The following is a 25,810-nucleotide window of genomic DNA, read 5'->3' as shown; positions in this document are numbered from 1 at the left end:
CTAGGCTTCCAGGGACATCGCGCATCGGACATCCGATACCGGGAGGCTGACATGGCGGCGTGGACGTGGCGGTTCGAGAAGTCCGACGGGACGGAGGTGCCTCCGGCGGTGCAGCCCGAGGAGTTCCCGACCCAGGGTGACGCGGAGTCCTGGATCGGGGAGTACTGGAAGGAACTCGCCGAGGGCGGCGCCGACCAGGTGACCCTCTTCGAGGACACCAACGAGATCTACGGCCCCATGAGCCTTCACGCCGAGGAGGCCGCCCCGTAAGGGGCGCGGGGAACAGCGCGCTCAGCCACGACGAAAGCCGCGGACGCGTCTGCTCGGTGCATGAGCAGACGCGTCCGCGGCTTTTCTGTGGTTGCCCCCGCGCCCCTGGCGGCGCTCTTTTACATCTCCCCGAGGGTGACGTCGGCCGACTTCTTGTCGCCGTCCCGGGTGAAGGTCACCTTCACCTTGTCGTCCGGCTTCTCGTCGGCCAGGGCCTCCTGGAGCGAGGTCATGGTCGTGATCTTCTCGTCGCCCAGCTCGGTGATGACGTCCCCGGCCTTCAGCCCGGCCTTGTCGGCGGGCCCGCCGTCGGTCACGGAGACCACCGAGACCCCGGCCGCCCGAAGATCACCGTCGACGACGACACGCGCGGTGATGCCCAGCTCGGCCCGCCCGGAGTCCGTCACCTTGCCGTTCTCGACGATCTGGTCGGCGATGTCGGTCACCGTCGAGGCGGGGATCGCGAAGCCGATGCCCGGCGCCGAGCTGTCCCCGAGTTCGGGGTCGGTCGCCGCCAGCGTCGGAATGCCGATGACCTTGCTGTCCAGGCCGACGAGGGCGCCCCCGCTGTTGCCGGGGTTGATCGCCGCCGAGGTCTGCACCATGTTGGCGATGGTCGCGCCGGTGCCGCCGCCCGAGCGGCCCTCGCTCACGGTCCGGCCGGTCGCGGAGACGATGCCCTGGGTGACGCTCGACGACAGCCCGAGCGGCGAACCCATGGCCAGCGTGATCTGCCCGACCTCCACCTTCGACGAGTCCCCGAACTCCGCCGCCTTCAGCCCGTCCGGCACCTTGTCCAGCTTGATGACGGCGAGATCCTGCTCCGGATACGAGGAGACGAGCTTCGCCGTCAGCTCGTCCTCGCTCGTCGACGTCGTCACCTTGAACGTCTTCTCGTCGCCGACCACATGGGCGTTCGTCACGATGTGCCCCTTGTCGTCGTAGACGATGCCGGAACCGAGGTCGGACGACGCCTGCACCTGGACGACGGACGGCAGGACGTCCTTGATGACGTCCTGGTACGCGTCCTGCAGATCGTTGCCGCCCGAGGCCGCGGCGGCCTGCGTGGTCGAGCCGGACGACGACGAGTCCCCGGCGTTCGACGAGCCGGAGTCGGAGCAGCCCCCGACGAGCGCCGCCGAGCAGGCGACGGCGGCGACGGGGAGCACGAGGCGCGTACGCGGAGAACGCGAAGAAGCAGTCATGCCCGGATTGTCACGTTCGCCCCGGGCGGGCGCTCCCGTCGATCGGCCGAACAGCCGACCCCCGGCGCGCCAGGATCAGCCCCGCACCCCGCACAGATGCAGCAGCGCGGCCACCCGCCGGTACGGCTCGCTGCGCCCGGCGCGCTCCTCGGCGGCGAGCAGCGTCTGCAACTCCCCGCGCTCCGGCACCGCCGCGGCGTCGCCGGCCTGGTCGGTGAAGACCCGCACCCCGTACCAGGCGTGCAGTGGCGCCCCGATCCCGGCGAGGGTCTCGGTCAGCGCGTCGAGCCGGTCGGCCCGGACGTCCAGGCCGAGCCGGTTGGTGTACTTCAGCGAGTCGAAGGCGCCGAGCGCCGTGACCCAGTCGCCGGCCAGGCCCGGCCGCATCGCCAGCGCGTCCGCGTTCCGTACGAGCAGGGAGAGCAGGCCCCCCGGCGCCAGCATCCGCGCCAGTCCCGCGAGCAGCGCGTCCGGCTCGTCGACGTACATCAGGACGCCGTGACAGAGCACGACGTCGAAACTGCCGGGCAGGAAGTGGACCCCGGTCTCCATGCCGCTGCCCTCGACGAACCGCACCCGCTCCTGCACGCCCGCGGGCTCCGCGGCGAGCGCGGCCTGCGCGACGGCGAGCATCGCGGGGTCCTGGTCCACACCGGTCACCTTGTGCCCGGCCCGTGCCAGGCGCAGCGCCTGGGTGCCCTGGCCCATCCCGACGTCGAGCACCCGCAGCCGCTGCCCGACGGGGAAGCGCCCGGCTATCTGCTCGTCGAGCTGCCGGGACACCAGTTCCTGCCGTACGACGTTGCGCAGGCCGCCCAGCTTCTGGAGCCAGGCGCCCGGCGCGTCCCCGGCGAAGGCGTCCGTGCTCAGGGCCGCTCTCCGCGCTTGACCTGGGGCTTGGGCAGCCGCAGTCGCTTCATCTGGAGCGTGCGCATCAGGGCGTAGGCCACGGCACCCTTGCGGCGCTCGTCGGGGAACTTCTCCGCGAGGCGCTTCTTGAGCCGGAAGCCGGTGATGGCCGAGTCGATCACGATCGCCACGATGACGAAGAGCCACAGCAGCAGCGCGATGTTCTGCAGCGAGCCGACGCGGACCATGCTCAGGACGAGGATGATCACCGCCATCGGCAGGAAGTACTCCGCGATGCAGAACCGCGAGTCGACGAAGTCGCGGGCGTAGCGCCGCACCGGGCCCTTGTCGCGGGCGGGCAGGTAGCGCTCGTCACCGCTGGCGAGCGCGGCACGCTGCTTCTCCATCGCCGAACGCCGCTCGTCGCGCTGGCGGGAGCGGGCCTCCTTCGGCGTCATCTTGGTGTTGGCCACGCTGCGGCGCTGCGACTGGGCCGCGCTGCGCTTGGGCGTGGGGCGGCCCTTGGGCGCCTGCGGGTCACGGGTCTCTTTGGACAGAGAGGTCACCGGGGCCTTGTCGGCCGGCGCCTTGTCGTCCTTGGATCGGCTACGGAACACAAAAGCCAAGGGTACGTGGTGGTCGTGCATGGACCACAGGCCCATGGGGAACGATCCGGCAACACCCTGCGTCCATAGAGGCACATGGGGACACACCGGGTGCGTCCGGGCGGCCCTTGGGGGGACACCTACTCCTTGCGCCGGAGCGGGACCGTACGCAGTCGTCCTTGGGGATGAGCGCATCCGCCCCTGGACAGTGCGGTAATAGATGCAGGACCCGTACTGTGGGTGGTGTCGCAGTGCCGGAGCTGGACCGTCGGCTTGATCAGTCAGTAGAAGGGGGCGCGCGAAGCCCATGAGCGGTGTCATGAAGCGTATGGGGATGATCTTCCGCGCGAAGGCGAACAAGGCCCTTGACCGGGCCGAGGACCCGCGCGAAACCCTCGATTACTCCTACCAGAAGCAGCTGGAGCTGCTGCAGAAGGTGCGCCGCGGCGTCGCGGACGTCGCGACCAGCCGCAAGCGCCTGGAACTGCAGCTGAACCAGCTCCAGGGCCAGTCCTCCAAGCTGGAGGACCAGGGCCGCAAGGCGCTCGCGCTCGGCCGCGAGGACCTGGCCCGCGAGGCGCTGTCGCGCCGTGCCGCGCTCCAGCAGCAGGTCACGGACCTGGAGACGCAGCACCAGACGCTGCAGGGCGAGGAGGAGAAGCTCACTCTCGCGGCCCAGCGGCTCCAGGCCAAGGTCGACGCCTTCCGTACGAAGAAGGAGACCATCAAGGCCACCTACACGGCGGCCCAGGCGCAGACCCGCATCGGCGAGGCGTTCTCCGGCATCTCCGAGGAGATGGGCGACGTCGGCATGGCGATCCAGCGCGCCGAGGACAAGACGGCCCAGCTCCAGGCGCGGGCCGGCGCCATCGACGAGCTGCTGGCCTCCGGTGCCCTCGACGACTCCTCCGGCCTCGCCAAGGACGACATCCAGAGCGAGCTGGACCGGCTCTCCGGTGGTACGGATGTAGAGCTGGAGCTCCAGCGCATGAAGCAGGAGCTGGCCGGCGGTCCGTCCTCGCAGCAGGCGATCGAGGGCGGCCAGGGCCAGCCCCAGCAGGCGCAGCAGCCGCAGGACACCCCGCGCTTCGACAAGCAGTAGCAGCCCGAGGAGGCCGACGTGATCGTACGGATCATGGGGGAGGGCCAGGTGAAGCTGGCCGACAGCCACTTCACCGAACTCAACAAGCTGGACGACGAGCTTCTGGCCGAGATGGAGACCGGCGACGAGGAGGGCTTCCGCCGTACCCTCGCCGCCCTCCTCGACGCCGTACGCCGTCTGGGCGAGCCGCTCCCGGACGACTCCCTGGAGCCGTCCGAGCTGATCCTCCCGTCCCCGGACGCGACCCTCGAAGAGGTCCGCGCCATGCTCTCCGACGACGGCCTGATCCCGGGCTGACCCGGTCCGCCGCCCCCTGAACGAGCGGAGTTCGTTTTCAGGGGCGCGGGGAACCGACCGGCGCCCGGAGGGCAGCCGCGTGAAAGGGGACCGTTACCGTGACCCCGGTGACCCCCCTCGTACGCTGGGCCAGAACCCACCCCCTGGCCCTCGACGCCACCCTGGCCCTCGCCGTGCTCGTCTGCATGGTCGCCGGTTCCTTCGTCGACCACAGCAACGCCGACGGAGGCAGCTACACCTGGGGCGCCCGCACCCCGAACCCCCTCAGCCTGGTCCTGATGGTGCTCGGCGCCGCCGCCCTGGTCTTCCGGCGCGTCGCCCCCATGTGCGTACTCGGCGCGACCGCGACCGTCTCCCTCGCCGAACTGGCCACCGGGGACCCCCGCGCCCCCATCGTGATGTCCGCCGTCATCGCCCTGTTCACGGTCGCCGCCCGCACCGACCGCCCCACCACCTGGCGCGTCGGCCTGGCCACGATGACCACGCTCACCGGCGTCGCCATGCTGGCGGGACCGCTGCCCTGGTACGCGCAGGAGAACCTCGGCATCTTCGCCTGGACCGGCATGGCCGCGGCCGCCGGTGACGCCGTCCGCTCCCGGCGCGCCTTCGTCGACGCCATCCGGGAGCGCGCCGAGCGGGCCGAGCGCACCCGCGAGGAGGAGGCCAGGCGCCGGGTCGCCGAGGAGCGGCTGCGGATCGCCCGCGATCTGCACGACGTCGTCGCCCACCACATCGCCCTGGTCAACGTGCAGGCCGGGGTCGCCGCGCACGTCATGGACAAGCGCCCCGACCAGGCCAAGGAAGCCCTCGGCCACGTCCGCGAGGCCAGCCGCTCCGCGCTCAACGAACTCCGTGCCACCGTCGGCCTGCTGCGGCAGACCGGCGACCCCGAGGCACCGACCGAACCGGCCCCGGGCCTCGACCGGCTCGACGACCTCGTGGACACCTTCCGGCACGCGGGCCTGCCGGTGGAGGTGGCCCGCGCCGAGGACGCCCCGCCGCTGCCCGCGGCCGTCGACCTGGCCGCCTTCCGGGTCGTGCAGGAAGCGCTGACGAACGTACAGAAGCACGCGGGCCGGGGCGCGAAGGCCGAGGTCAGCGTCGTCCGGGTGGGCGCCAATGTGGAGGTCAGCGTCCTCGACGACGGACCCGGCGGCGCCCCCGCACCCGGCGCGGCGGACGGCAACGGCGGGCACGGGCTGCTCGGCATGCGCGAGCGCGTCACCGCCCTGCGCGGCACCCTCACCGTCGGCCCGCGCTACGGCGGCGGGTTCCGCGTCCATGCGATCCTTCCCGTCAAGGACCTGGCCACCGAGACCACTTCAGGGGACACCACCACATGACCAGCGGCACGATCCGCGTCCTCCTCGCCGACGACCAGGCCCTGCTGCGCAGCGCCTTCAGGGTGCTCGTCGACTCCGAGCCGGACATGCAGGTGGTGGGGGAGGCGTCGGACGGCGCGGAGGCGGTCCGGCTCGCGCGCTCCGAGCGGCCCGACGTGGTCCTGATGGACATCCGGATGCCCGGCACCGACGGCCTCGCCGCGACCCGCGAGATCAGCGCGGACCCCGAACTCGCCGCCGTCCGCGTCGTCATGCTGACCACGTTCGAGGTCGACGAGTACGTGGTGCAGTCCCTGCGGGCCGGGGCCTCCGGGTTCCTCGGCAAGGGCGCGGAGCCGGAGGAACTGCTCGGCGCCGTACGGATCGCGGCCGCGGGCGACGCCCTGCTGTCGCCCGCCGCGACCAAGGGACTGATCGCCAAGTTCCTCGCGCAGGGCGAGGGTTACGAGGACGACGGCCGGTCCGCCGGAGCCCACGCCGAGCGGCTCGCCGCGCTCACCGTGCGCGAGCGCGAGGTCCTCGTGCAGGTCGCGGGCGGCCACTCGAACGACGAGATCGCCGAGCGCCTCGAAGTCTCCCCGCTCACCGTGAAGACCCACGTGAATCGCGCGATGGCCAAGCTCGGCGCCCGCGACCGGGCCCAACTCGTCGTCATCGCCTACGAATCGGGTCTGGTCCGCCCACGGGTGGAGTGACCTCCACCGGTCACGTACTACGGGCGCAGTAGGAAGCGGATAAGCAACGGGACCTGGGAGCGACGCCCCGCACCGTCCGCGTGCACCAGGGTGTACTCGTGCCCGGCGTGTCTGCGCGCCGGGGACTGCCCATCGCACACCGTTCCCCGGGGAGACCTGCCTTCATGTCCTGGCTGTCGAGATTCAGCCTCGCCCAGCGAGCCCTGATCGGCCTCATGTCGATCATCGCGATCGTCTTCGGCGCGATAGCGATCCCCCAGCTCAAGCAGCAGCTGCTGCCGACGATCGAACTGCCGATGGTGTCGGTGATCGCCCCGTACCAGGGCGCGTCGCCCGACGTGGTGGAGAAGCAGGTCGTCGAGCCGCTGGAGAACTCGCTCGATGCCGTCTCCGGGATCACCGGCGTCACCTCGACGGCCAGCGAGGGCAATGCCCTGGTGATGGCCTCGTTCGACTACGGCACCGGCACCAAGCAGCTCGTCGCCGACGTCCAGCAGGCCGTCAACCGGGCGCGCGCCCAGCTGCCCGACGACGTCGACCCGCAGGTCGTCGCGGGCTCCACCGACGACATCCCGACCGTCGTCCTCGCGGTCACCTCCGACCAGGACCAGCAGGCGCTCGCCGACCAGCTGGACAAGACCGTCGTGCCGTCCCTCAAGGACATCGACGGCGTCGGCCAGGTCACGGTCGACGGCGTCCGCGACCTCCAGATCAACGTCACGCCGAACCCGAAGAAGACGGCCGCCGCCGGAGTCAGTGCCCAGGCGATCGGCCAGTCTCTCCAGGCCGGCGGCGCCACGCTGCCCGCGGGCTCCTTCGACGAGGGCGGCAAGAACCGCACGGTCCAGGTCGGCGGCGGCTTCACCTCGCTGGCCCAGATCAAGGACCTGATGGTCACCGGCGAGGGCGTCAAGAAGCCCGTACGCCTCGCCGACATCGCCACCGTGAAGCAGGAGCCGTCCACGGCCGACTCGCTCACCCGCACCGACGGCCGGCCCAGCCTCGCCGTCGCCGTGACCATGGACCACGACGGCTCGGCCGTCACCATCTCCAAGGCCGTCGAGGACAAGCTGCCCGGCCTGCGCCAGGACCTCGGCAAGGGCGCCGACCTCACGGTCGTCAGCGACCAGGGCCCGGCGGTCTCCAAGTCCATCTCGGGCCTGACCACGGAGGGCGCGCTCGGCCTGCTCTTCGCCGTCATCGTCATCCTGGTCTTCCTCGCGTCGCTGCGCTCGACCCTGGTGACGGCGGTCTCCATCCCCCTGTCCGTGGTCCTCGCCCTGATCGTGCTGTGGACCCGCGACCTGTCGCTGAACATGCTGACGCTCGGCGCGCTGACCATCGCGATCGGCCGCGTCGTCGACGACTCGATCGTCGTCCTGGAGAACATCAAGCGCCACCTCGGCTACGGCGAGGAGCGCAAGGAGGCCATCCTCACCGCGGTCCGCGAGGTGGCCGGCGCGGTCACCTCCTCGACCCTGACGACGGTCGCCGTGTTCCTGCCGATCGGCCTGGTCGGCGGCATGGTGGGCGAGCTGTTCGGCTCGTTCTCCCTCACGGTCACCGCGGCGCTGCTGGCGTCCCTGCTGGTGTCGCTGACGGTCGTCCCGGTGCTGTCCTACTGGTTCCTGCGCGCCCCCAAGGCGGTCCGGGGCGTCGACCCCGAGGAGGCCCGCCGCCTCGCCGAGGAGAAGGAGGCCAGGTCGTGGCTCCAGCGGGCGTACGTGCCCGTGCTGCGCTTCGCGACCCGGCGCCGCCTCACCAGCCTGGCGATCGCCGTCGTCGTCCTCCTCGGCACGTTCGGCATGTCCTCGCTGCTGAAGACCAACTTCTTCGACCAGGGCGAGCAGGAGGTCCTCTCCATCAAGCAGGAGCTGGCCCCCGGCACCAGCCTGGCCGCCACCGACGCCTCGGCCAAGAAGGTCGAGCAGGTGCTCCAGAGCATCGACGAGGTCAAGGACTACCAGGTCACCGTCGGCTCGTCGGGCTTCATGGCGGCCTTCGGCGGCGGCACCGACACCAACCAGGCGTCGTACTCGGTGACCCTGAAGGACAAGGCGTCGTACGAGGACACGCAGGACCGCATCGAGCGCGAGCTCGGCAAGCTGGACGGCGTCGGTACGACGACGATCTCGGCCGGTGACGGCTTCGGCAGCCAGGACCTCAGCGTGGTCGTGAAGGCCGCCGACGGTGCCGTCCTCGACAAGGCGGCCGAGCAGGTCAAGGACGCCGTCGCCACCCTCGACGACGTCACGGACGTCACCAGCGACCTGTCCCAGTCCGTCCCGCGGATCTCGGTCCGGGCCAACTCCAAGGCGGCCGCGGCGGGGTTCAACGACACGACGCTCGGCGCCGCCGTCACCCAGGCGGTCCGCGGTACGACGACCGGCAAGGCGACCCTCGACGACACCGAGCGCGACATCGTGGTCAAGTCGGCGAAGCCCGCCGAGACCACGGCCCAGCTGAAGAAGCTGCCGATGGGCCCGCGCGGTCTGACCCTCGGCGACATCGCCACCGTGAAGCTGGTCGACGGCCCCGTCTCGATGACCCGGATCGACGGCGCCCGCGCGGCGACGATCACGGCGAAGCCGACCGGGGACAACACCGGTGCCGTCAGCGCCGACCTCCAGTCGAAGATCAAGGCGCTGGATCTGCCGAAGGGCGCCACGGCGACCATCGGCGGGGTCACCTCCGACCAGGACGACGCGTTCAAGAACCTGGCGCTCGCCATGCTCGCCGCGATCGCGATCGTGTTCATGCTGCTGGTGGCGACGTTCCGCTCGCTGGCGCAGCCGCTGATCCTGCTGGTCTCGATCCCGTTCGCGGCCACCGGCGCCATCGGCCTGCTGGTCGCCACCGGTACGCCGATGGGCGTGCCCGCGATGATCGGCATGCTGATGCTCATCGGCATCGTGGTCACGAACGCGATCGTGCTGATCGACCTGATCAACCAGTACCGGAGCCAGGGGCTCGGCGTGGTCGAGGCCGTGGTGGAAGGCGGTCGCCACCGTCTCCGCCCGATCCTGATGACGGCCCTGGCGACGATCTTCGCGCTGCTTCCGATGGCGCTCGGCGTCACCGGGGAGGGCGGGTTCATCGCGCAGCCGCTGGCCGTGGTCGTGATCGGCGGTCTGATCACCTCGACGCTGCTGACGCTGCTCCTCGTCCCGACGCTCTACGCGATGCTGGAGCTCCGCAAGGAGAAGCGGGCCCGCAAGCGCGCCGCCAAGCACGGCTCCGCCGAGGTGCCGCCGCAGTCTCCGACCCCGGACCAGGAATCGGAGCGGGCCGGAGTCTGACCCCGGTCACCGCCCCGCCGTCTTGGGCAATCTGCCGCCTGGGGCGGCAGGGTGGGCAAGGCGGCGCCCCGGCGCGGGGTGAGCGCTTCAGGGGGCGGTCACCTCGGCGCCGTTCGCGGGTGATCGCCCGGTGGGGCTTCTCGCGCAGTTCCCCGCGCCCCTGACGGGGCGCCTCAGCGGGGCCGTGCCAAAAGGTGCGGCCCCGCTGAAGCATCCCGCTACGGCAGCGCCAGCATGCGTTCCAGGGCCAGCTTTGCGAAGCGCTCCGTCTCCGGGTCGACCTCGATGCGGTTCACGAGCTGGCCGTCGGCCAGGGACTCCAGCGTCCAGACCAGGTGCGGCAGATCGATCCGGTTCATGGTCGAGCAGAAGCACACCGTCTTGTCGAGGAAGACGATCTCCTTGCCCTCGGGCGCGAACCGGTTGGCGAGGCGGCGCACCAGGTTCAGCTCGGTGCCGATCGCCCACTTCGACCCGGCCGGCGCGGCCTCCAGCGCCTTGATGATGTACTCGGTCGACCCGACGTAGTCGGCGGCGGCGACGACCTCGTGCTTGCACTCGGGGTGCACCAGGACGTTCACCCCCGGAATGCGCTCCCGCACGTCGTTCACCGAGTCCAGCGAGAACCGCCCGTGCACCGAGCAGTGCCCGCGCCACAGGATCATCTTCGCGTCCCGCAGCTGCTCGGCGGTCAGCCCGCCGTTCGGCTTGTGCGGGTTGTAGAGGACGCAGTCGTCCAGCGACATCCCCAGGTCACGGACGGCCGTGTTGCGCCCCAGGTGCTGGTCGGGCAGGAAGAGAACCTTCTCCCCCTGCTCGAACGCCCAGTTCAGCGCGCGCTCGGCATTGGACGACGTACAGATCGTGCCACCGTGCTTGCCGGTGAACGCCTTGATGTCGGCCGAGGAGTTCATGTACGAGACGGGGACGACGGAGCCGGCGATCCCGGCCTCGGTCAGCACGTCCCAGCACTCGGCGACCTGCTCGGCGGTGGCCATGTCGGCCATCGAGCAGCCGGCGGCCAGGTCCGGCAGCACGACCTTCTGGTCGTCGCCCGTGAGGATGTCGGCGGACTCCGCCATGAAGTGCACACCGCAGAACACGATGTACTCGGCCTCGGGGCGCGCGGCGGCGTCCCGCGCCAGCTTGAAGGAGTCGCCGGTGACGTCGGCGAACTGGATGACCTCGTCGCGCTGGTAGTGGTGCCCGAGGACGAACACCTTGTCGCCGAGCTTCTCCTTGGCCGCGCGGGCACGCTCCACCAGGTCCGGGTCGGACGGGGAGGGCAGATCGCCGGGGCACTCCACACCACGCTCGCTCCGGGTGTCGGCCTCGCGGCCGAGCAGGAGCAGCGCCAGCGGAGTGGGCGAGACATCCAGGTCAACGGGGGTCTGGGCCGTGGTCACGTCACGCACCCTTTCTTGAGTTCTGCAGAACACTTCTCGTCGAAATGACGCTATCTATCATACGTGCTTCACGTCAGTTTGACGATGCCGATGTCGTCGATGTGACGCAATCCGCGTGGGACGGCCCGTGCCCCGTTCGCCCCAGGTGTGCGAGCATGAAAAGAGGAAGTGCAAAACCCTCGGCGGATCCGGAATGGATCCGGGCCTTTGCCGGTTGCAATGGTCGGCAAGCAGTCTCCGTACAACCCGGGAGAGATGTAGATGTCCGTATCGGACGAGACCACCACCGTCAGCGACGGCATCATCCTCAGCGACGAAGCCGCCGCCAAGGTCAAGGCTCTGCTCGACCAGGAAGGCCGTGACGACCTGGCCCTGCGTGTGGCTGTTCAGCCCGGCGGCTGCTCCGGCCTGCGCTACCAGCTCTTCTTCGACGAGCGCTCGCTCGACGGCGATGTCGTCAAGGACTTCGGCGGCGTCAAGGTCGTCACCGACCGCATGTCCGCCCCGTACCTGGGCGGCGCGTCGATCGACTTCGTCGACACCATCGAGAAGCAGGGCTTCACGATCGACAACCCGAACGCGACGGGCTCCTGCGCCTGCGGCGACTCGTTCAGCTAAACAGCACGAGCGCCACAAGCAGCGCAAAGGGCTGGGGCACCCCCTCGGGGGTGCCCCAGCCCTTTTGTTCCTGCGCGCTTCTCAGTCCCGCGGCGCGGGGGCGCCGCCCGGCCGGTTCTTCTCCGCGGCCGACACCGTGCTCCCGTCCGTGCCGACGACCTTCCGCCCGTCCAGCGGGGCGTCGAGCGTCACCGGCAGCGTGTAGAACTTCGCGACCTTGACGCAGATCGTGCCCTTCTTCTGGGTCTCGGTGACCCGCACGGTCACCTGCTTCCCCGACTCGTCCGCCGCCGCCGTGTACGTCGCGCACACGCCACCGGTGAAGTGCAGGGTCAGCTCCGTGCCCGAGGAGTCGGCGCGGTACCCCTGCACCGGCACATCGCGGACCTCCGACCCCGGCCCGCCCGACGCCGAGGCGGAAGCCGAAACCGACGGCTCCGGTGCGGCCGTCGAACTCCCGGGCGCGACCAGGTACTTCGGCGCGACCGCCGGACGCGTCACGGTCATCGGGCGCTCGGCCCCCGGCTGCTCCACCGTGAACAGCCACGACGGTACGAGCATCTGCTCGCCGCCGCTCGCGTACGTCGCGAGCCCGAACACGGCGTCGGTGACGTCGACCGTCGTCGACGCGGGCGGCTTCGGCGACGACGGTGTACACCCCGAACCGCCGTCCAGCGGCACCGCGCTCGCACAGGCGTCGGCCGGGACACGGCCGCCCGCCGACGAGCCGTTCATCTTCTTCAGCGTCTCCTGCGCGCCGACCGTCGGATACGTGGCGCCCTCGGCCGGCGTCTTCAACCGGCCGCTGCCGCCGACCACTTGACCGTCGGAGCCGATCTGGATCCCGGTCGACCAGCCGTACGTGGGCAGGCCGCCCACCTCGGGATCGGCGTTCACCACTCGGGTGGCGCCCATCAGCTGGCTCGCGTCCACCTTCGCGGAGTCCTGACCGAGCGCCTTGAGGACCGGCGCCGCCGCCTTCTTCGCGGCCGCCTCGCTCACCGCGTCCCGCGCGTTCCCGCTGCCCACCCCGCCCGCGCACGAGGCGGCACCGGGGCACTTCTTGCCGCTCGCCGACCCCGCGTAGCGCGCGTACGTCCAGGTGCCCGGCGCCTTCCCGGTCACTTCAAGGGACGGCCCCGAGCCGTCCGGCGCCGGTCCGATCCGCCAGGTCCCGGCCTGCAGCTTCGGGGTGCCGGCCACGTCGAGCGCCGTGCCGAGGGCCTGCACGTCGGCGGCGGTCACCGAACCCTTCGCCCGGTACACCGCGGCCTCGTCCGGCCCGTCGGGCAGATCGCCCGTGGCCCTGTACCGCGAGCCGTTCGGATCCGGCTCGCCCGGCGCGATCCCGTTCGACGCACCCGGCGCGCCGCCCTCGCCGTAACCGTCGAGGGCGAGCGGCGGGGGAGTGCCGCCTGCCCCGGACCCGTCCGAACTGCCCCCGCCGTCCCCGCCGGTCACGCTCGTCGCCCAGTACGCGCCACCGCCACCGGCCAGGAGGACAGCCGCCAGGGCCGAGGCGACCGCCAGCGTGCGCCGTCGCCCGCTCCGGTCCCGCGTCCGCTCTTCGGTGCTCACCGCATCGCTCCTTCGCCTGCCGTGTCGTATCCCGCATCCCCTCGATGGGGGACATCGAAAGGGGACAGCGATGGGACGCGGCAAAGGGGCGTGCGGTTCCCTTCCGCGCGCCGTCAGTCGTCGAAGCCCGCCAGGGAGTCGACGAGCCGCGCGGACGAAGCGGGCACCACGACCCCGTGGATGCCGGCCGCACCGACCACGGTGACCCGCGGCTCCACCTCCCAGGGTGCCCGCGGCAGCACCCACTGCGGAACCATCCGGGCACAGTCGCCGCGCAGCGCCGCGAGCCCGTCCTGCGTCATGAAGGACACGTCGTAGGTCATGTACGCACCGTAGGCACGCGGCGGCTCCGGAAAAAAGACCTACTATCAGGTAGTTTCCGCACTTCAGGGCAAGGGTTCCGACCGGGTAGCGTGAACTGTCAACCGCCGCCCCTCAGGAAGCGTGTTCCCGCTGTGCGAATCGCAGTCACCGGCTCCATCGCCACCGACCATCTGATGACCTTCCCCGGCCGCTTCGCCGACCAGTTCGTCGCCGACCAGCTGCACACGGTCTCCCTCTCCTTCCTCGTCGACAACCTCGACGTGCGCCGGGGCGGCGTCGGCGCCAACATCGCCTTCGGCATGGGCCAGCTCGGCACGGGCCCGGTCCTGGTCGGCGCGGCCGGCTCGGACTTCGACGAGTACCGCGCCTGGCTCGACCGGCACGGCGTGGACACGACCTCGGTGCGGATCTCCGAGACGCTGCACACGGCCCGCTTCGTGTGCACCACGGACGCCGACCACAACCAGATCGGCTCCTTCTACACGGGCGCGATGAGCGAGGCCCGCCTCATCGAGCTCAAGACCGTCGCCGACCGCGTGGGCGGCCTCGACCTCGTCCTCATCGGCGCCGACGACCCGGAGGCGATGCTCCGGCACACCGAGGAGTGCCGCAGCCGCGAGATCCCCTTCGCCGCCGACTTCTCGCAGCAGATCGCCCGCATGGACGGCGACGAGATCCGCACCCTCCTCGACGGCGCCACCTACCTCTTCTCGAACGAGTACGAGAAGGGCCTCATCGAGTCCAAGACCGGCTGGAGCGAGGCCGAGATCCTCGGCAAGGTCGGCCACCGGGTGACCACCCTCGGCGCGCGCGGCGTCCGCATCGAGCGCGTCGGCGAGGAGCCGGTCGAGGTCGGCTGCCCGGAGGAGGAGGCGAAGGTCGACCCGACCGGCGTCGGCGACGCGTTCCGCGCCGGTTTCCTGTCCGGGCTCTCCTGGGGCGTCTCCCTGGAGCGGGCCGCGCAGATCGGCTGCATGCTCGCCACGCTCGTCATCGAGACCCTCGGCACCCAGGAGTACGCGCTGCGCCGGGTCCCGTTCATGGACCGCTTCCGCAAGGCCTACGGCGACGAGGCCGCCGCCGAGGTCGAGTCCTACCTGGGCTGAGGCCCCGCCAGGGGCGCGGCTGCTGTGCGGCTGAGCGCGCAGTTCCCCGCGCCCCTCACGGGGCTGTACTTCTGCGGACCTCGTAGGCGACGGCCCCGTCGGGCCGCGGGCTGGACCCCACATACGCGTGGCCCTGCGTGAAGCACCACGCCGGGATGTCCACGGCGGCCACCTCGTCGTCGGCGACGACCGTGACGGTGCCCCCGGGCCGGACCTTCCCGATCGCCCGGGCCAGTTCGATGACGGGCTGCGGGCACGTCAGGCCCAGGGCGTCCACGGTGACGGCCTCGGCGTCCCCCGGCGCCAGGGCGACCGGCGCCCCGAGCCGTTCCCTGACCTCCCGCACCACCTCCGGCAGCACGTCGAGGAACCGCTCCACCTCCGACTCCGGCGTCCCGAGCGGCAGCGACACCCGTACATTGCCCTCGCTCACCACACCCATCGCCCGCAGCACATGGCTGGGCGTCAGCGTGCTGCTGGTGCACGACGAACCCGACGACACCGAGAAGCCGGCCCGGTCGAGACCGTGCAGCAGGCTCTCCCCGTCCACGTACAGGCACGAGAACGTCAGCAGATGCGGCAGCCGCCGCACCGGATCCCCGACGACCTCCACGTCCGGCACCAGCTCGGGCACCCGGGCCCGCATCAGGTCCGTCAACTCGCGCAGCCGCGCCTCCTGGGCCGCGGCCTCGGCGCGGACCGCGCGCAGCGACGCGGCGGCGGCCACGATGCCCGGGATGTTCTCGAACCCGGGCGCCCGCCCCGACTCGCGCTCGTCCCCGGGCCCCTGCGGCGCGAACCGAACACCCTTGCGCACCACGAGCAGCCCGACCCCCGCGGGCCCGCCCCACTTGTGGGCGCTGCCCGCCAGCAGTGACCACGCACCCGGCACCGGCCCCCACGCCAGCGACTGCGCGGCGTCCACGAACAGCGGCACACCGGCGGCCCGGCAGTCCTCGGCGACCTCCTCGACCGGCTGCTCGGTGCCCACCTCGTGGTTGGCGGACTGCAGACAGGCCAGCGCGGTGTCCGCGCGCAGGGCCTCCCGGAAGGCGCCGGGGCGGACCGCGCCGGTCCGCCCGACCCCCACCTCGGTCACCGAACCGCCGTGTCCCTCATGGGCCGCCGCCGAATGGAGTACGGCCGAGTGCTCCACCGCCGATACCACCAAGTGCTGCCCGACACGCCGACGTGCGGCGAGTGCGCCGCCGACCGCCGTGTGCACGGAGGCCGTGCCGGACGGCGTGAACACCAGCTCGTCGGTCCGGCATCCGACGGCCTCGGCGGCCGCCTCGCGGGCGGCGTCGAGCAGCATCCGGGCCCGCCGTCCCTCCCGGTAGAGCCGCGAAGGATCGGCCCACCCCTCGTCCAGGGAGGCCTGCAGGGCCTGCCGGGCAACGGGATGCAGGGGAGCGGACGAGGCCACATCGAAGTACGACACGAGGCGAAGGCTAGAACGCCGGCTGGGCGAAGCGCCCTGTAGGGGCGCGGCGAACCGCGCGAGCAACCACGACGAACCCGCACTCGCGAGCGGACAAAACCCCCACCCCGGGACGGCGCCCCGACCCCCCGTCAGAAACGCCTGGAGCAGCCACATCCCACCCTTCGGAGTGACCCGCGGCGCGTTAGGCACCCTCCCCGCGCGACCCCAAATAGCGTCCAGTAGGGTTTGGTCCGCATAAACATCCAAACCCCTGCCCGTGTGCCAGGGCGGCGAGCGACCAGCGAGATGGCGGCCGTAGCCAACCAAAGAGCGCGGGCGAGACTCTCGGGAAGGCGCTACGTGAGTCCCAACGGCTCCGACCGCTCGTCGCGGCGCCCGATGCGGCGGAAGCTGCCGCAGGTGCTGACTGCGGGCCTGATCCTGGTTACCGCAACCGGTTGCACATACAAGGACTTCCCTCGTCTTGGTATGCCCACCCCGGTGACGGAAGAAGGTCCCCGGATCCTCTCCCTCTGGCAGGGCTCGTGGGCGGCAGCGCTCGCCACGGGCGTGCTGGTGTGGGGGCTGATCCTGTGGAGCATCATCTTCCACCGGCGTAGCCGCACCAAGATCGAGGTTCCGACGCAGACGCGGTACAACATGCCGCTCGAGGCGCTGTACACGGTCGTACCGCTCATCATCGTGTCGGTCCTCTTCTACTTCACGGCTCGAGACGAGTCGAAGCTCCTCAAGCTCTCCGACAAGCCGGACGTGACCGTCAACGTCGTCGGCTACCAGTGGAGCTGGGGCTTCAACTACGTCGAGAACGTGCCCGGCGTGTCCGGCGACGCGAAGACCTCCAAGGAGCTCTCGGGTATCCCCGAGCGCTTCAAGAAGGACTTCCCCGCCGACGCCGGCGGTGTCTACGAGGTCGGTACCCCCGGTACGCGGAACCCGCAGACCAACAACCCCGGCCCGACCCTCTGGCTCCCCAAGGGCAAGAAGGTCCGGTTCGTCCTCACTTCGCGTGACGTCATCCACTCCTTCTGGGTGGTTCCGTTCCTCATGAAGCAGGACGTCATCCCGGGCCACACCAACTCCTTCGAGGTGACCCCCAACAAGGAGGGGACCTTCCTGGGCAAGTGCGCCGAGCTCTGCGGCGTCGACCACTCCCGGATGCTGTTCAACGTGAAGGTCGTCTCTCCGGAGAAGTACGAGCAGCACCTCAAGGACCTCGCGAAGAAGGGGCAGACCGGTTACGTCCCGTCTGGCATCGCCCAGACGGAGCACGAGAAGAACCGGGAGACGAAGACAACGTGAGCATCCTCAACGAACCCCAGGGTGCCGCGGCAGCAGACGACTCGTACGAGAACGAGCTGCCGGTCCGGCCCAAGCGCCCCGGCGCGACCGTGATCAAGTGGCTGACCACCACTGACCACAAGACGATCGGCACGCTCTACCTGGTCACGTCGTTCGCGTTCTTCTGCATCGGCGGTCTGATGGCGCTCTTCATGCGCGCCGAACTGGCTCGTCCCGGCACGCAGATCATGTCGAACGAGCAGTTCAACCAGGCGTTCACGATGCACGGCACGATCATGCTGCTGATGTTCGCGACGCCGCTGTTCGCGGGCTTCGCGAACTGGATCATGCCGCTGCAGATCGGTGCCCCCGACGTCGCGTTCCCGCGGCTGAACATGTTCGCCTACTGGCTGTACCTGTTCGGCTCGCTGATCGCGGTGGGTGGCTTCCTCACCCCGCAGGGCGCGGCCGACTTCGGCTGGTTCGCCTACAGCCCGCTGTCGGACGCCGTCCGCTCGCCGGGCATCGGCGCCGACATGTGGATCATGGGTCTGGCCTTCTCCGGCTTCGGCACGATCCTCGGCTCGGTCAACTTCATCACCACGATCATCTGCATGCGCGCTCCCGGCATGACGATGTTCCGCATGCCGATCTTCGTCTGGAACGTCCTGCTGACCGGTGTCCTGGTCCTGCTGGCCTTCCCGGTCCTCGCGGCCGCGCTGTTCGCCCTGGAGGCGGACCGCAAGTTCGGTGCCCATGTGTTCGACGCCGCGAACGGCGGCGCGCTCCTATGGCAACACCTCTTCTGGTTCTTCGGTCACCCAGAGGTGTACATCATCGCCCTGCCATTCTTCGGAATCATTTCCGAAGTGATCCCGGTGTTCTCGAGAAAGCCGATGTTCGGCTACTCGGGCCTCATCGGCGCGACGATCGCCATCGCCGGTCTCTCCGTGACGGTGTGGGCGCACCACATGTACGTGACCGGTGGCGTGCTGCTTCCGTTCTTCTCCTTCATGACGTTCTTGATCGCCGTGCCAACAGGCGTGAAGTTCTTCAACTGGATCGGAACGATGTGGAAGGGCTCGCTGTCCTTCGAGACACCGATGCTCTGGGCGATCGGCTTCCTGATCACCTTCACCTTCGGTGGTCTGACCGGTGTGATCCTGGCGGCCCCGCCGCTGGACTTCCACATCTCCGACTCGTACTTCGTGGTGGCGCACTTCCACTACGTCGTCTTCGGCACGGTCGTCTTCGCGATGTTCGCCGGCTTCCACTTCTGGTGGCCGAAGTTCACCGGAAAGATGCTGGACGAGCGGCTCGGCAAGATCACGTTCTGGACGCTGTTCATCGGGTTCCACGGCACGTTCCTGGTCCAGCACTGGCTGGGCGTCGAGGGCATGCCGCGTCGTTACGCGGACTACCTCGCGGCCGACGGCTTCACCGCCCTGAACACGATCTCGACGATCTCCTCGTTCGTGCTCGGTCTGTCGATCCTGCCGTTCTTCTACAACGTGTGGAAGACCGCCAAGTACGGCAAGAAGATCGAGGTCGACGACCCGTGGGGCTACGGCCGTTCGCTGGAGTGGGCGACCTCCTGCCCGCCGCCGCGGCACAACTTCCTCACCCTGCCGCGCATCCGTTCGGAATCGCCGGCGTTCGACCTGCATCACCCTGAGATCGCGGCTCTGGACCAGCTGGAGAACGCTGGACACGGGGCCAAGGGCGACACTGCCCTCGCTGGCGGCAAGGAGGCCGGCAAGTGAAGGTCCAAGGCAAGATGTTCATCTGGCTGAGCCTCTTCGTCCTGATCATGGCGGCCGTGTACGGCGTCTGGTCGAAGGAGCCGGCCGGTACGACGGCGCTCTTCCTGGCGTTCGGCCTGTGCATCATGATCGGCTACTACCTGGCCTTCACGGCCCGGCGGGTCGACACCGGTGCGCAGGACAACAAGGAGGCCGACGTCGCGGACGACGCCGGCGAGGTGGGCTTCTTCAGCCCGCACTCCTGGCAGCCGCTCTCCCTGGCCGTCGGTGGCGCCCTCGCCTTCCTGGGCGTCGTCTTCGGCTGGTGGCTGCTGTACTTCGCCAGCCCCGTGATCCTGTTCGGTCTGTGGGGCTGGGTCTTCGAGTACTACCGCGGCGAGAACCAGAACCAGTAGCGGTTCCGAACTGCCGTACGTGAAGGGCCCGGACACTCCCGAGGGAGCGTCCGGGCCCTTCCGTGTGTCCGACATGCCCCGTGCGGCCCAATCACCGCGCCGGAGGTGATGAACCTTCATACGGTTCTGTTCATGAGCCACTCACCGCGCATCCGTACGGTTCTGGGCTGCACCCTCGGTGTGGCGGCCCTCGGTGCGGGCCTCACGGCCTGCGGCAGCTCCTCGCACCCGCTCTCCGCCGCGCCGTACGACGCGGCGGGCCAGATCTCCTTCAGCGGGCCCGTGGGAGCCAAGAAGGCGGATCCGGACAAGCCGCTGGAAGTCACCGCACAGGGCGACGAGGCGCGCATCACCGATGTGACCGCCACAGACGCCATGGGGCGCTACGTCGCGGGCGAACTCACCGCCGACGGCCACCGGTGGCACTCCACGGCTCCGCTGGCCGCAGAGGCCCAGTACACGGTCCGCGTCTCCACCGAGGACGAGGACGGGGCCCAGGGCCGCAAGGTCCTCACCTTCGAGACCGGCAACCCGTCCAAGGAGAAGGCGCTCAAGGTCACCTTCGGCCCCGACGCGGGCAAGTACGGCGTGGGCCAGCCGCTCGTCGCCGAGCTGAACAAGCCCGTCAAGGACAAGAAGGCCCGCGCCATCGTCGAGCGCGCCCTGAAGGTCGACTCCAAGCCCGCCGTGGACGGCTCCTGGTACTGGGTGGACAGCAAGGAGCTGCACTACCGCCCCAAGGAGTACTGGCCCGCCCACGCGACCATCACGGCCCGCAGCAATCTCCAGGGCATCAAGGTCACCGACCGGCTGTGGGGCGGCGCGTCCAAGCCGCTGACCATCACCACCGGCGACAAGATGGTCGCCATCACCGACGCCGGCTCGCACTACATGACGGTGTACCGCAACGGGGAGGAGATCAACTCCATCCCGATCACCACGGGCAAGCCCGGCTTCGAGACCCGCAACGGCACCAAGGTCGTGCTCGGGCAGGAGTACTACGTCCGGATGCGCGGCACCAGCATCGGCATCTCCGAGGGCTCGTCGGACTCGTACGACCTGCCCGTGTACTACGCCACCCGGGTCACCTGGAGCGGTGAATACGTGCACGCCGCGCCGTGGTCCACCGGCTCCCAGGGCGCCGCGAACGTCAGCCACGGCTGCACCGGCATGAGCACGGGGAACGCCGAGTGGTTCTTCGACACCTTCCGCAAGGGTGACGTCGTCAAGGTCGTGAACAGCTACGGCGACGACATGGACCCGTTCGGGAACGGCTTCGGGGACTGGAACCTCGGCTGGAAGGAGTGGGGCAAGGGCAGCGCCCTGAACACCACGGACACGCCCGACCCGGCCCAGCAGGCGCGGCTCAGCCCGGAACTCTGAGCATCCCGGGTGTGAGACTTCCGACTCCCGTACGCGGACCGCGTACGGGAGTCGGCGCGTGTCAGGCCCCCACGGCGAGCCGTGAGCGCAGCAGGGCGGCCAGTGCGTCGGCGAATTCCACCGGTTCGACCGGAAGCGTCACCGCGGCGTCCGCGCGGCTCCAGGTGGCCAGCCAGGCGTCCTGCGGGCGGCCGATCAGGAGCAGCACCGGCGGGCAGCGGAAGATCTCGTCCTTGATCTGCCGGCAGACCCCCATGCCCCCGGCCGGAACGGCCTCGCCGTCCAGCACGCACACGTCGATCCCGCCCCGGTCCAGCTCCTTCAGGACCGCGGGGAGCGTCGCGCACTCGATGAACTGGACCTCGGGGGCATCGGCCGCGGGCCTGCGTCCGGTCGCGAGCCGGACCTGCTCGCGGGTGTTGGCGTCGTCGCTGTAGACCAGGACCGTCGCGGTCGACTGCATCGTTCCTCCGAGACATCGGCAGACATCGGCGTCTTACGGGCGTCGTTGGCGCGGAGCCTACTCCTCCCGACACCCCGTCAACAGCGGTTCGCACACGCCTCCGATGGGCCATATGGGCTGGACACACCACCCAGACACTCCGAACGGCACCCCCCGGAGTGAGGGCGAGATAAGCGACCGACATAATGTCGGTCGTGGCGACAGCAACGACAGTAGAAACCGGGCACGCGCACCCGTCGGTCAATCGACCGAACCTCACCAGCGTCGGAACCATCATCTGGCTGAGTTCCGAGCTGATGTTCTTCGCGGCCCTCTTCGCGATGTACTTCACCCTGCGATCGGTGACCGGACCGGATCACTGGAAGGAAATGGCGTCCAGCCTGAACCTTCCGTTCTCCGCGACGAACACCACGATCCTGGTGCTCTCCTCCCTGACCTGTCAGCTCGGCGTGTTCGCCGCCGAGCGCGGGGACGTGAAGAAGCTCCGGATGTGGTTCATCGTCACCTTCATCATGGGTGCGATCTTCATCGGCGGTCAGGTCTTCGAGTACACCGAGCTGGTCAAGAAGGACGGGCTCTCGCTCTCCTCCGACCCGTACGGCTCGGTGTTCTACCTGACCACCGGCTTCCACGGCATGCACGTGACAGGCGGCCTCATCGCCTTCCTGTTCGTCCTCGGCAGGACGTACGCGGCCCGGAAGTTCACCCACGAGCAGGCGACCGCCGCCATCGTCGTGTCCTATTACTGGCACTTCGTCGATGTCGTATGGATCGGCCTCTTCGCCACGATCTACCTGATCAAGTAGTTCGCAGATCGCAGCATCGGGCGAAGCACCCGAAACATTCCCGCAGCACCGACGCAGAAGATCCTGACACCGGGGTAATCCGTGAAAAAGCTCTCCGCACGACGACGCCATCCGCTGGCGGCGGTCGTCGTCCTACTCCTCGCGCTGGCGGCCACCGGGGGGCTGTACGCCGCGTTCGCGCCCGCGGACAAGGCGCAGGCCGATGAAACCGCCCAGTCCCTCGCCATCGACGAGGGCAAGAAGCTGTACTCCGTAGGCTGCGCCAGCTGCCACGGAACCGGCGGTCAGGGCACCACTGACGGTCCTAGCCTCGTCGGTGTCGGCTCCGCCGCCGTCGACTTCCAGGTCGGCACCGGCCGTATGCCGGCCCAGCAGCCGGGCGCCCAGGTCCCGAAGAAGAAGGTCATCTACTCGCAGGCCGAGATCGACCAGCTCGCCGCGTACATCTCCTCCCTCGGCGCCGGTCCGGTCACGCCGACCAAGGAGGACTACGACCCGAGTGGGGCGGACGTCGCCAAGGGCGGCGAACTGTTCCGCACGAACTGCGCCCAGTGCCACAACTTCACCGGTGAAGGTGGCGCGCTGACGCACGGCAAGTTCGCGCCGAGCCTGGAGGGCGTCAGCCCGAAGCACATCTACGAGGCCATGCAGACCGGCCCGCAGAACATGCCGTCCTTCCCGGACACGACGATGACCAAGCAGAACAAGAAGGACATCATCGCGTACCTCGACGCGGTCAACGGTGACAAGTCCGAGAGCCCCGGTGGTCTCAAGCTGGGCGGGCTCGGCCCGGTCAGTGAGGGTCTGTTCGCCTGGATCTTCGGTCTCGGCGCCCTGATCGCCGTCGCCATCTGGGTTGCCGCTCGGACCGCAAAGGCCAAGAAGTCATGAGTAGCCAAGACATTCCAGAAGAGAACCTGCCCGCAGCGCAGGGTGACGGACACGGTTCCGTCGAGACGGTGAAGGACAACCCCTTCGCCGACCCGGGCCTGCCCCCGCACGAGCACCGGATCCAGGACATCGACGAGCGGGCCGCCCGGCGGTCCGAGCGCGTCGTGGCGATGCTGTTCACGATCTCGATGCTGGCCACCGTCGGCTTCATCGCGTCGTACGTGACCATCAGCGCCCACAAGATCGTCTACATCTTCCCGATGGGGCACATCAGCGCGCTCAACTTCGCCCTGGGCACGACCCTGGGCGTGGCGCTGTTCTGCATCGGCGCGGGCGCGGTCCACTGGGCCCGCACCCTGATGTCGGACGTCGAGATCGCCTCCGAGCGTCACCCGATCGAGGCCGAGCCCGACGTCAAGGCGCAGGTCCTGTCGGACTTCGCCGACGGCGCGCGCGAGTCGCAGTTCGGCCGTCGCAAGCTGATCCGCAACACGATGTTCGGCGCGCTGGCCCTGGTGCCGCTCTCCGGCGTCGTCCTGCTCCGCGACCTCGGGCCGCTGCCCGAGAAGAAGCTCCGCACCACGGCCTGGAAGAAGGGCCTGAAGCTCGTCAACATGAACACGAACGAGCCGCTGCGTGCTTCGGACATCGCGGTCGGTTCGCTCACCTTCGCCAAGCCCGAGGGCCTGGAGGAGCACGACGAGGACTTCCAGAAGGAGATCGCCAAGGCGGCTCTGATGCTCGTCCGGATCCAGCCGGACAACATCAAGGACAAGCAGGAGCTCGAGTGGTCGCACGAGGGTGTGGTCGCGTACTCGAAGATCTGCACCCACGTCGGTTGCCCGATCTCCCTGTACGAGCAGCAGACGCACCACGTGCTCTGCCCCTGCCACCAGTCCACCTTCGACCTCTCCGACGGTGCCCGGGTCATCTTCGGCCCCGCCGGTCACGCTCTTCCGCAGCTGCACATCGCCGCTGACGATGAGGGTTACCTCGTGGCGCAGGGCGACTTCGCTGAGCCCGTCGGTCCTGCCTTCTGGGAGCGCGGATGAGTACTGAACCCACGAACGACGCGCCTTCTCGCGAGAAGGCACCGGCCGGCGAGCGTGTCGCCGACTGGGCGGACGGACGCCTCGGGATCTACTCCCTGGCCAAGTCCAACATGCGCAAGATCTTTCCGGACCACTGGTCCTTCATGCTTGGCGAGATCTGCATGTACAGCTTCATCATCATCATCCTCACGGGTGTGTACCTGACGCTGTTCTTCCACCCGTCGATGAACGAGGTGGAGTACCACGGCAGCTACATCCCGCTGCAGGGTCAGCTGATGTCCGAGGCGTTCAACTCGACCATGCACATCTCCTTCGATGTGCGCGGTGGTCTGCTCATCCGGCAGATCCACCACTGGGCGGCGCTGATCTTCCTCGCCGGCATGTTCGTGCACATGATGCGCGTGTTCTTCACGGGTGCGTTCCGCAAGCCGCGTGAGGTCAACTGGCTGTTCGGCTTCCTGCTGTTCGTCCTGGGCATGTTCACCGGCTTCACCGGTTACTCGCTCCCCGACGACCTGCTGTCCGGCACCGGTGTCCGCTTCATGGAGGGCGCGGTCCTGTCCGTGCCGATCGTCGGCACGTACCTGTCGTTCTTCCTCTTCGGCGGTGAGTTCCCGGGCGGCGACTTCGTCGCGCGGTTCTACTCGGTCCACATCCTGCTGCTGCCGGGCATCATGCTCGGCCTGATGGTGGCCCACCTGATCCTGGTCTTCTACCACAAGCACACGCAGTTCGCGGGTGCCGGAAAGACCGAGAAGAACGTCGTCGGCATGCCGCTGCTCCCGGTCTACATGGCCAAGGCGGGTGGCTTCTTCTTCCTGGTCTTCGGTGTCATCGCGATCGTCGCGGCCATCGCCTCGATCAACCCGATCTGGGCCATCGGCCCGTACCGTCCGGACCAGGTCTCCACCGGCGCCCAGCCCGACTGGTACATGGGCTTCTCCGAAGGCCTGATCCGAGTCATGCCGGGCTGGGAGATCAACCTCTGGGGTCACACGCTCGTCCTGGGTGTGTTCATCCCGCTGGTGATCTTCCCGCTGGTCCTGGTCGCGATCGCGGTCTACCCGTTCATCGAGTCCTGGGTCACCGGCGACAAGCGCGAGCACCACATCCTGGACCGCCCGCGCAACGCGCCGACGCGCACCGCCTTCGGCGCTGCGTGGATCTCCTGGTACTTCGTGCTGATGATCGGTGGTGGCAACGACCTCTGGGCCACGCACTTCCACCTGTCGATCAACGCGATCACCTGGTTCGTCCGCATCAGCTTCTTCGTGATGCCGGTCGTGGTCTTCATCGTCACCAAGCGGATCTGCCTCGGCCTCCAGCGCCGCGACAAGGACAAGGTGCTGCACGGACGCGAGTCCGGCATCATCAAGCGCCTGCCGCACGGTGAGTTCATCGAGGTCCACGAGCCGCTCGACGCGGAGGCCCTGCACACGCTCACCGCGCACGAGCAGTACAAGCCCGCCGAGATCGGCCCGACGGTCGACGAGAACGGTGTGGAGCGCAAGGTGCCGCGTACGCAGAAGCTGCGTGCCAAGCTGTCGAAGGGCTACTACGGGGAGAACAACCAGATCCCCAAGCCCACCGCCGAGGAGTACAAGGAGATCACCAGCGGCCACGGCCACCACTGATCTC

The 25,810-nt window shown here is 69.3% G+C and carries 24 protein-coding genes; 16 read left to right on the top strand and 8 right to left on the bottom strand.

Annotation, left to right across the window (positions count from 1 at the left end):
• Window positions 1-51: 51 nt before the first annotated feature.
• On the top strand, window positions 52-270 hold the full coding sequence (locus K377_RS04780; protein ID WP_111661863.1) for a hypothetical protein: 219 nt from the start codon (window positions 52-54) through the stop codon (window positions 268-270).
• A gap of 119 nt (window positions 271-389) precedes the next feature.
• On the opposite strand, the gene K377_RS04775 is transcribed toward K377_RS04780, so the two are convergent.
• The 3 genes from K377_RS04775 to K377_RS04765 form a co-directional block, all read right to left on the bottom strand.
• The gene (locus K377_RS04775; protein WP_111661862.1) at window positions 390-1,475 is read right to left on the bottom strand and encodes a S1C family serine protease; all 1,086 of its coding nucleotides are present in this window, start codon (window positions 1,473-1,475) and stop codon (window positions 390-392) included.
• Window positions 1,476-1,550: 75 nt separating this feature from the next.
• Window positions 1,551-2,258 carry a bifunctional 2-polyprenyl-6-hydroxyphenol methylase/3-demethylubiquinol 3-O-methyltransferase UbiG gene (locus K377_RS04770; RefSeq protein WP_111661861.1) on the bottom strand — a complete coding sequence of 236 codons (708 nt, stop codon included), beginning with the start codon at window positions 2,256-2,258 and terminating at the stop codon, window positions 1,551-1,553.
• Window positions 2,259-2,341: 83 nt separating this feature from the next.
• Window positions 2,342-2,986: a DUF3043 domain-containing protein gene (locus tag K377_RS04765; RefSeq protein WP_111661860.1), complete on the bottom strand. Its 645-nt coding sequence runs from the start codon at window positions 2,984-2,986 to the stop codon at window positions 2,342-2,344.
• A 250-nt stretch (window positions 2,987-3,236) separates the two neighbouring features.
• Between K377_RS04765 and K377_RS04760 the strand changes: the two genes are divergently transcribed.
• The 5 genes from K377_RS04760 (at window position 3,237) to K377_RS04740 (ending at window position 9,665) form a co-directional block, all read left to right on the top strand.
• Window positions 3,237-4,031, top strand: coding sequence for a PspA/IM30 family protein (locus K377_RS04760; protein ID WP_111661859.1), 795 nt, complete (start codon window positions 3,237-3,239; stop codon window positions 4,029-4,031).
• An 18-nt stretch (window positions 4,032-4,049) separates the two neighbouring features.
• Entirely contained in the window at window positions 4,050-4,328 is a 279-nt protein-coding gene (locus K377_RS04755; RefSeq protein ID WP_111661858.1) for a hypothetical protein, read from the top strand.
• A gap of 107 nt (window positions 4,329-4,435) precedes the next feature.
• Window positions 4,436-5,671: a sensor histidine kinase gene (locus K377_RS04750; protein WP_258394972.1), complete on the top strand. Its 1,236-nt coding sequence runs from the start codon at window positions 4,436-4,438 to the stop codon at window positions 5,669-5,671.
• A complete protein-coding gene (locus K377_RS04745; RefSeq protein WP_111661857.1) occupies window positions 5,668-6,366 on the top strand; it encodes a response regulator transcription factor in 699 nt (232 codons plus the stop codon). Before K377_RS04750 ends, K377_RS04745 begins: the two co-directional genes overlap by 4 nt.
• A 164-nt stretch (window positions 6,367-6,530) precedes the next feature.
• Window positions 6,531-9,665: an efflux RND transporter permease subunit gene (locus K377_RS04740; RefSeq protein WP_111661856.1), complete on the top strand. Its 3,135-nt coding sequence runs from the start codon at window positions 6,531-6,533 to the stop codon at window positions 9,663-9,665.
• A 218-nt stretch (window positions 9,666-9,883) separates the two neighbouring features.
• Here K377_RS04740 and nadA read toward each other — a convergent pair whose 3' ends face one another.
• Window positions 9,884-11,071, bottom strand: a complete 1,188-nt coding sequence (gene nadA, locus K377_RS04735) for a quinolinate synthase NadA (RefSeq protein ID WP_111661855.1) — start codon at window positions 11,069-11,071, stop codon at window positions 9,884-9,886.
• Window positions 11,072-11,332: 261 nt separating this feature from the next.
• Here nadA and K377_RS04725 point away from each other — a divergent pair, with 261 nt between their 5' ends.
• Window positions 11,333-11,689: an iron-sulfur cluster assembly accessory protein gene (locus K377_RS04725; RefSeq protein ID WP_111661853.1), complete on the top strand. Its 357-nt coding sequence runs from the start codon at window positions 11,333-11,335 to the stop codon at window positions 11,687-11,689.
• Window positions 11,690-11,770: 81 nt separating this feature from the next.
• Here K377_RS04725 and K377_RS04720 read toward each other — a convergent pair whose 3' ends face one another.
• Together K377_RS04720 and K377_RS04715 are read right to left on the bottom strand one after the other, a co-directional pair.
• Window positions 11,771-13,267 carry a hypothetical protein gene (locus tag K377_RS04720; protein ID WP_111661852.1) on the bottom strand — a complete coding sequence of 499 codons (1,497 nt, stop codon included), beginning with the start codon at window positions 13,265-13,267 and terminating at the stop codon, window positions 11,771-11,773.
• A gap of 113 nt (window positions 13,268-13,380) precedes the next feature.
• Entirely contained in the window at window positions 13,381-13,590 is a 210-nt protein-coding gene (locus tag K377_RS04715) for a hypothetical protein (RefSeq protein ID WP_111661851.1), read from the bottom strand.
• A 132-nt stretch (window positions 13,591-13,722) separates the two neighbouring features.
• Here K377_RS04715 and K377_RS04710 point away from each other — a divergent pair, with 132 nt between their 5' ends.
• Window positions 13,723-14,697, top strand: a complete 975-nt coding sequence (locus tag K377_RS04710) for a carbohydrate kinase family protein (RefSeq protein WP_111661850.1) — start codon at window positions 13,723-13,725, stop codon at window positions 14,695-14,697.
• Between the two features lie 55 nt (window positions 14,698-14,752).
• On the opposite strand, the gene K377_RS04705 is transcribed toward K377_RS04710, so the two are convergent.
• Complete coding sequence (locus K377_RS04705) at window positions 14,753-16,138, bottom strand: cysteine desulfurase/sulfurtransferase TusA family protein (protein ID WP_111661849.1); 1,386 nt, start codon at window positions 16,136-16,138, stop codon at window positions 14,753-14,755.
• Window positions 16,139-16,480: 342 nt separating this feature from the next.
• On the opposite strand from K377_RS04705, the gene coxB reads away from it, so the two are divergent.
• The 4 genes from coxB to K377_RS04685 all read left to right on the top strand — a co-directional run bounded on the left by coxB (window position 16,481) and on the right by K377_RS04685 (window position 20,960).
• On the top strand, window positions 16,481-17,440 hold the full coding sequence (gene coxB, locus K377_RS04700; RefSeq protein ID WP_111661848.1) for a cytochrome c oxidase subunit II: 960 nt from the start codon (window positions 16,481-16,483) through the stop codon (window positions 17,438-17,440).
• Window positions 17,437-19,182, top strand: a complete 1,746-nt coding sequence (gene ctaD / locus K377_RS04695) for a cytochrome c oxidase subunit I (protein WP_111661847.1) — start codon at window positions 17,437-17,439, stop codon at window positions 19,180-19,182. The genes coxB and ctaD overlap by 4 nt, the downstream gene beginning before the upstream one ends.
• Window positions 19,179-19,577, top strand: coding sequence for a cytochrome c oxidase subunit 4 (locus K377_RS04690; RefSeq protein WP_111661846.1), 399 nt, complete (start codon window positions 19,179-19,181; stop codon window positions 19,575-19,577). The genes ctaD and K377_RS04690 overlap by 4 nt, the downstream gene beginning before the upstream one ends.
• 132 nt (window positions 19,578-19,709) lie before the next feature.
• Complete coding sequence (locus K377_RS04685; protein ID WP_111661845.1) at window positions 19,710-20,960, top strand: Ig-like domain-containing protein; 1,251 nt, start codon at window positions 19,710-19,712, stop codon at window positions 20,958-20,960.
• Between the two features lie 61 nt (window positions 20,961-21,021).
• Here the strand turns inward: K377_RS04685 and K377_RS04680 are convergent, their stop codons facing one another.
• The gene (locus tag K377_RS04680; protein ID WP_111661844.1) at window positions 21,022-21,423 is read right to left on the bottom strand and encodes a hypothetical protein; all 402 of its coding nucleotides are present in this window, start codon (window positions 21,421-21,423) and stop codon (window positions 21,022-21,024) included.
• Between the two features lie 185 nt (window positions 21,424-21,608).
• Between K377_RS04680 and K377_RS04675 the strand changes: the two genes are divergently transcribed.
• From K377_RS04675 to K377_RS04660, 4 genes are all read left to right on the top strand, one after another.
• Window positions 21,609-22,229, top strand: coding sequence for a heme-copper oxidase subunit III (locus K377_RS04675; protein WP_026246331.1), 621 nt, complete (start codon window positions 21,609-21,611; stop codon window positions 22,227-22,229).
• Window positions 22,230-22,310: 81 nt separating this feature from the next.
• A complete protein-coding gene (locus tag K377_RS04670) occupies window positions 22,311-23,120 on the top strand; it encodes a c-type cytochrome (protein ID WP_111661843.1) in 810 nt (269 codons plus the stop codon).
• Window positions 23,117-24,172, top strand: a complete 1,056-nt coding sequence (locus tag K377_RS04665; protein ID WP_111661842.1) for a ubiquinol-cytochrome c reductase iron-sulfur subunit — start codon at window positions 23,117-23,119, stop codon at window positions 24,170-24,172. The genes K377_RS04670 and K377_RS04665 overlap by 4 nt, the downstream gene beginning before the upstream one ends.
• Window positions 24,169-25,806: a cytochrome bc complex cytochrome b subunit gene (locus K377_RS04660; protein ID WP_111661841.1), complete on the top strand. Its 1,638-nt coding sequence runs from the start codon at window positions 24,169-24,171 to the stop codon at window positions 25,804-25,806. The genes K377_RS04665 and K377_RS04660 overlap by 4 nt, the downstream gene beginning before the upstream one ends.
• The last annotated feature ends 4 nt before the right edge of the window (window positions 25,807-25,810 follow it).

The organism is Streptomyces sp. PsTaAH-137, assembly GCF_003259365.1.
In the GTDB taxonomy this organism is placed as follows: domain Bacteria; phylum Actinomycetota; class Actinomycetes; order Streptomycetales; family Streptomycetaceae; genus Streptomyces.
The sequence above is the reverse complement of the archived record's forward strand: the minus strand, read 5'-3'. Positions and strand labels throughout refer to the sequence as shown.

What these genes read in the sequence shown, in the direction of transcription:
- K377_RS04780 (WP_111661863.1), top strand. Translation starts at nt 52, where the DNA reads ATGGCGGCGTGGACGTGGCGGTTCGAGAAGTCCGACGGGACGGAGGTG.
- K377_RS04775 (WP_111661862.1), bottom strand. Translation starts at nt 1,475, where the DNA reads ATGACTGCTTCTTCGCGTTCTCCGCGTACGCGCCTCGTGCTCCCCGTC.
- K377_RS04765 (WP_111661860.1), bottom strand. Translation starts at nt 2,986, where the DNA reads ATGGGCCTGTGGTCCATGCACGACCACCACGTACCCTTGGCTTTTGTG.
- K377_RS04760 (WP_111661859.1), top strand. Translation starts at nt 3,237, where the DNA reads ATGAGCGGTGTCATGAAGCGTATGGGGATGATCTTCCGCGCGAAGGCG.
- K377_RS04745 (WP_111661857.1), top strand. Translation starts at nt 5,668, where the DNA reads ATGACCAGCGGCACGATCCGCGTCCTCCTCGCCGACGACCAGGCCCTG.
- K377_RS04740 (WP_111661856.1), top strand. Translation starts at nt 6,531, where the DNA reads ATGTCCTGGCTGTCGAGATTCAGCCTCGCCCAGCGAGCCCTGATCGGC.
- K377_RS04725 (WP_111661853.1), top strand. Translation starts at nt 11,333, where the DNA reads ATGTCCGTATCGGACGAGACCACCACCGTCAGCGACGGCATCATCCTC.
- K377_RS04715 (WP_111661851.1), bottom strand. Translation starts at nt 13,590, where the DNA reads ATGACCTACGACGTGTCCTTCATGACGCAGGACGGGCTCGCGGCGCTG.
- K377_RS04685 (WP_111661845.1), top strand. Translation starts at nt 19,710, where the DNA reads ATGAGCCACTCACCGCGCATCCGTACGGTTCTGGGCTGCACCCTCGGT.
- K377_RS04680 (WP_111661844.1), bottom strand. Translation starts at nt 21,423, where the DNA reads ATGCAGTCGACCGCGACGGTCCTGGTCTACAGCGACGACGCCAACACC.
- K377_RS04675 (WP_026246331.1), top strand. Translation starts at nt 21,609, where the DNA reads ATGTCGGTCGTGGCGACAGCAACGACAGTAGAAACCGGGCACGCGCAC.
- K377_RS04665 (WP_111661842.1), top strand. Translation starts at nt 23,117, where the DNA reads ATGAGTAGCCAAGACATTCCAGAAGAGAACCTGCCCGCAGCGCAGGGT.
- K377_RS04660 (WP_111661841.1), top strand. Translation starts at nt 24,169, where the DNA reads ATGAGTACTGAACCCACGAACGACGCGCCTTCTCGCGAGAAGGCACCG.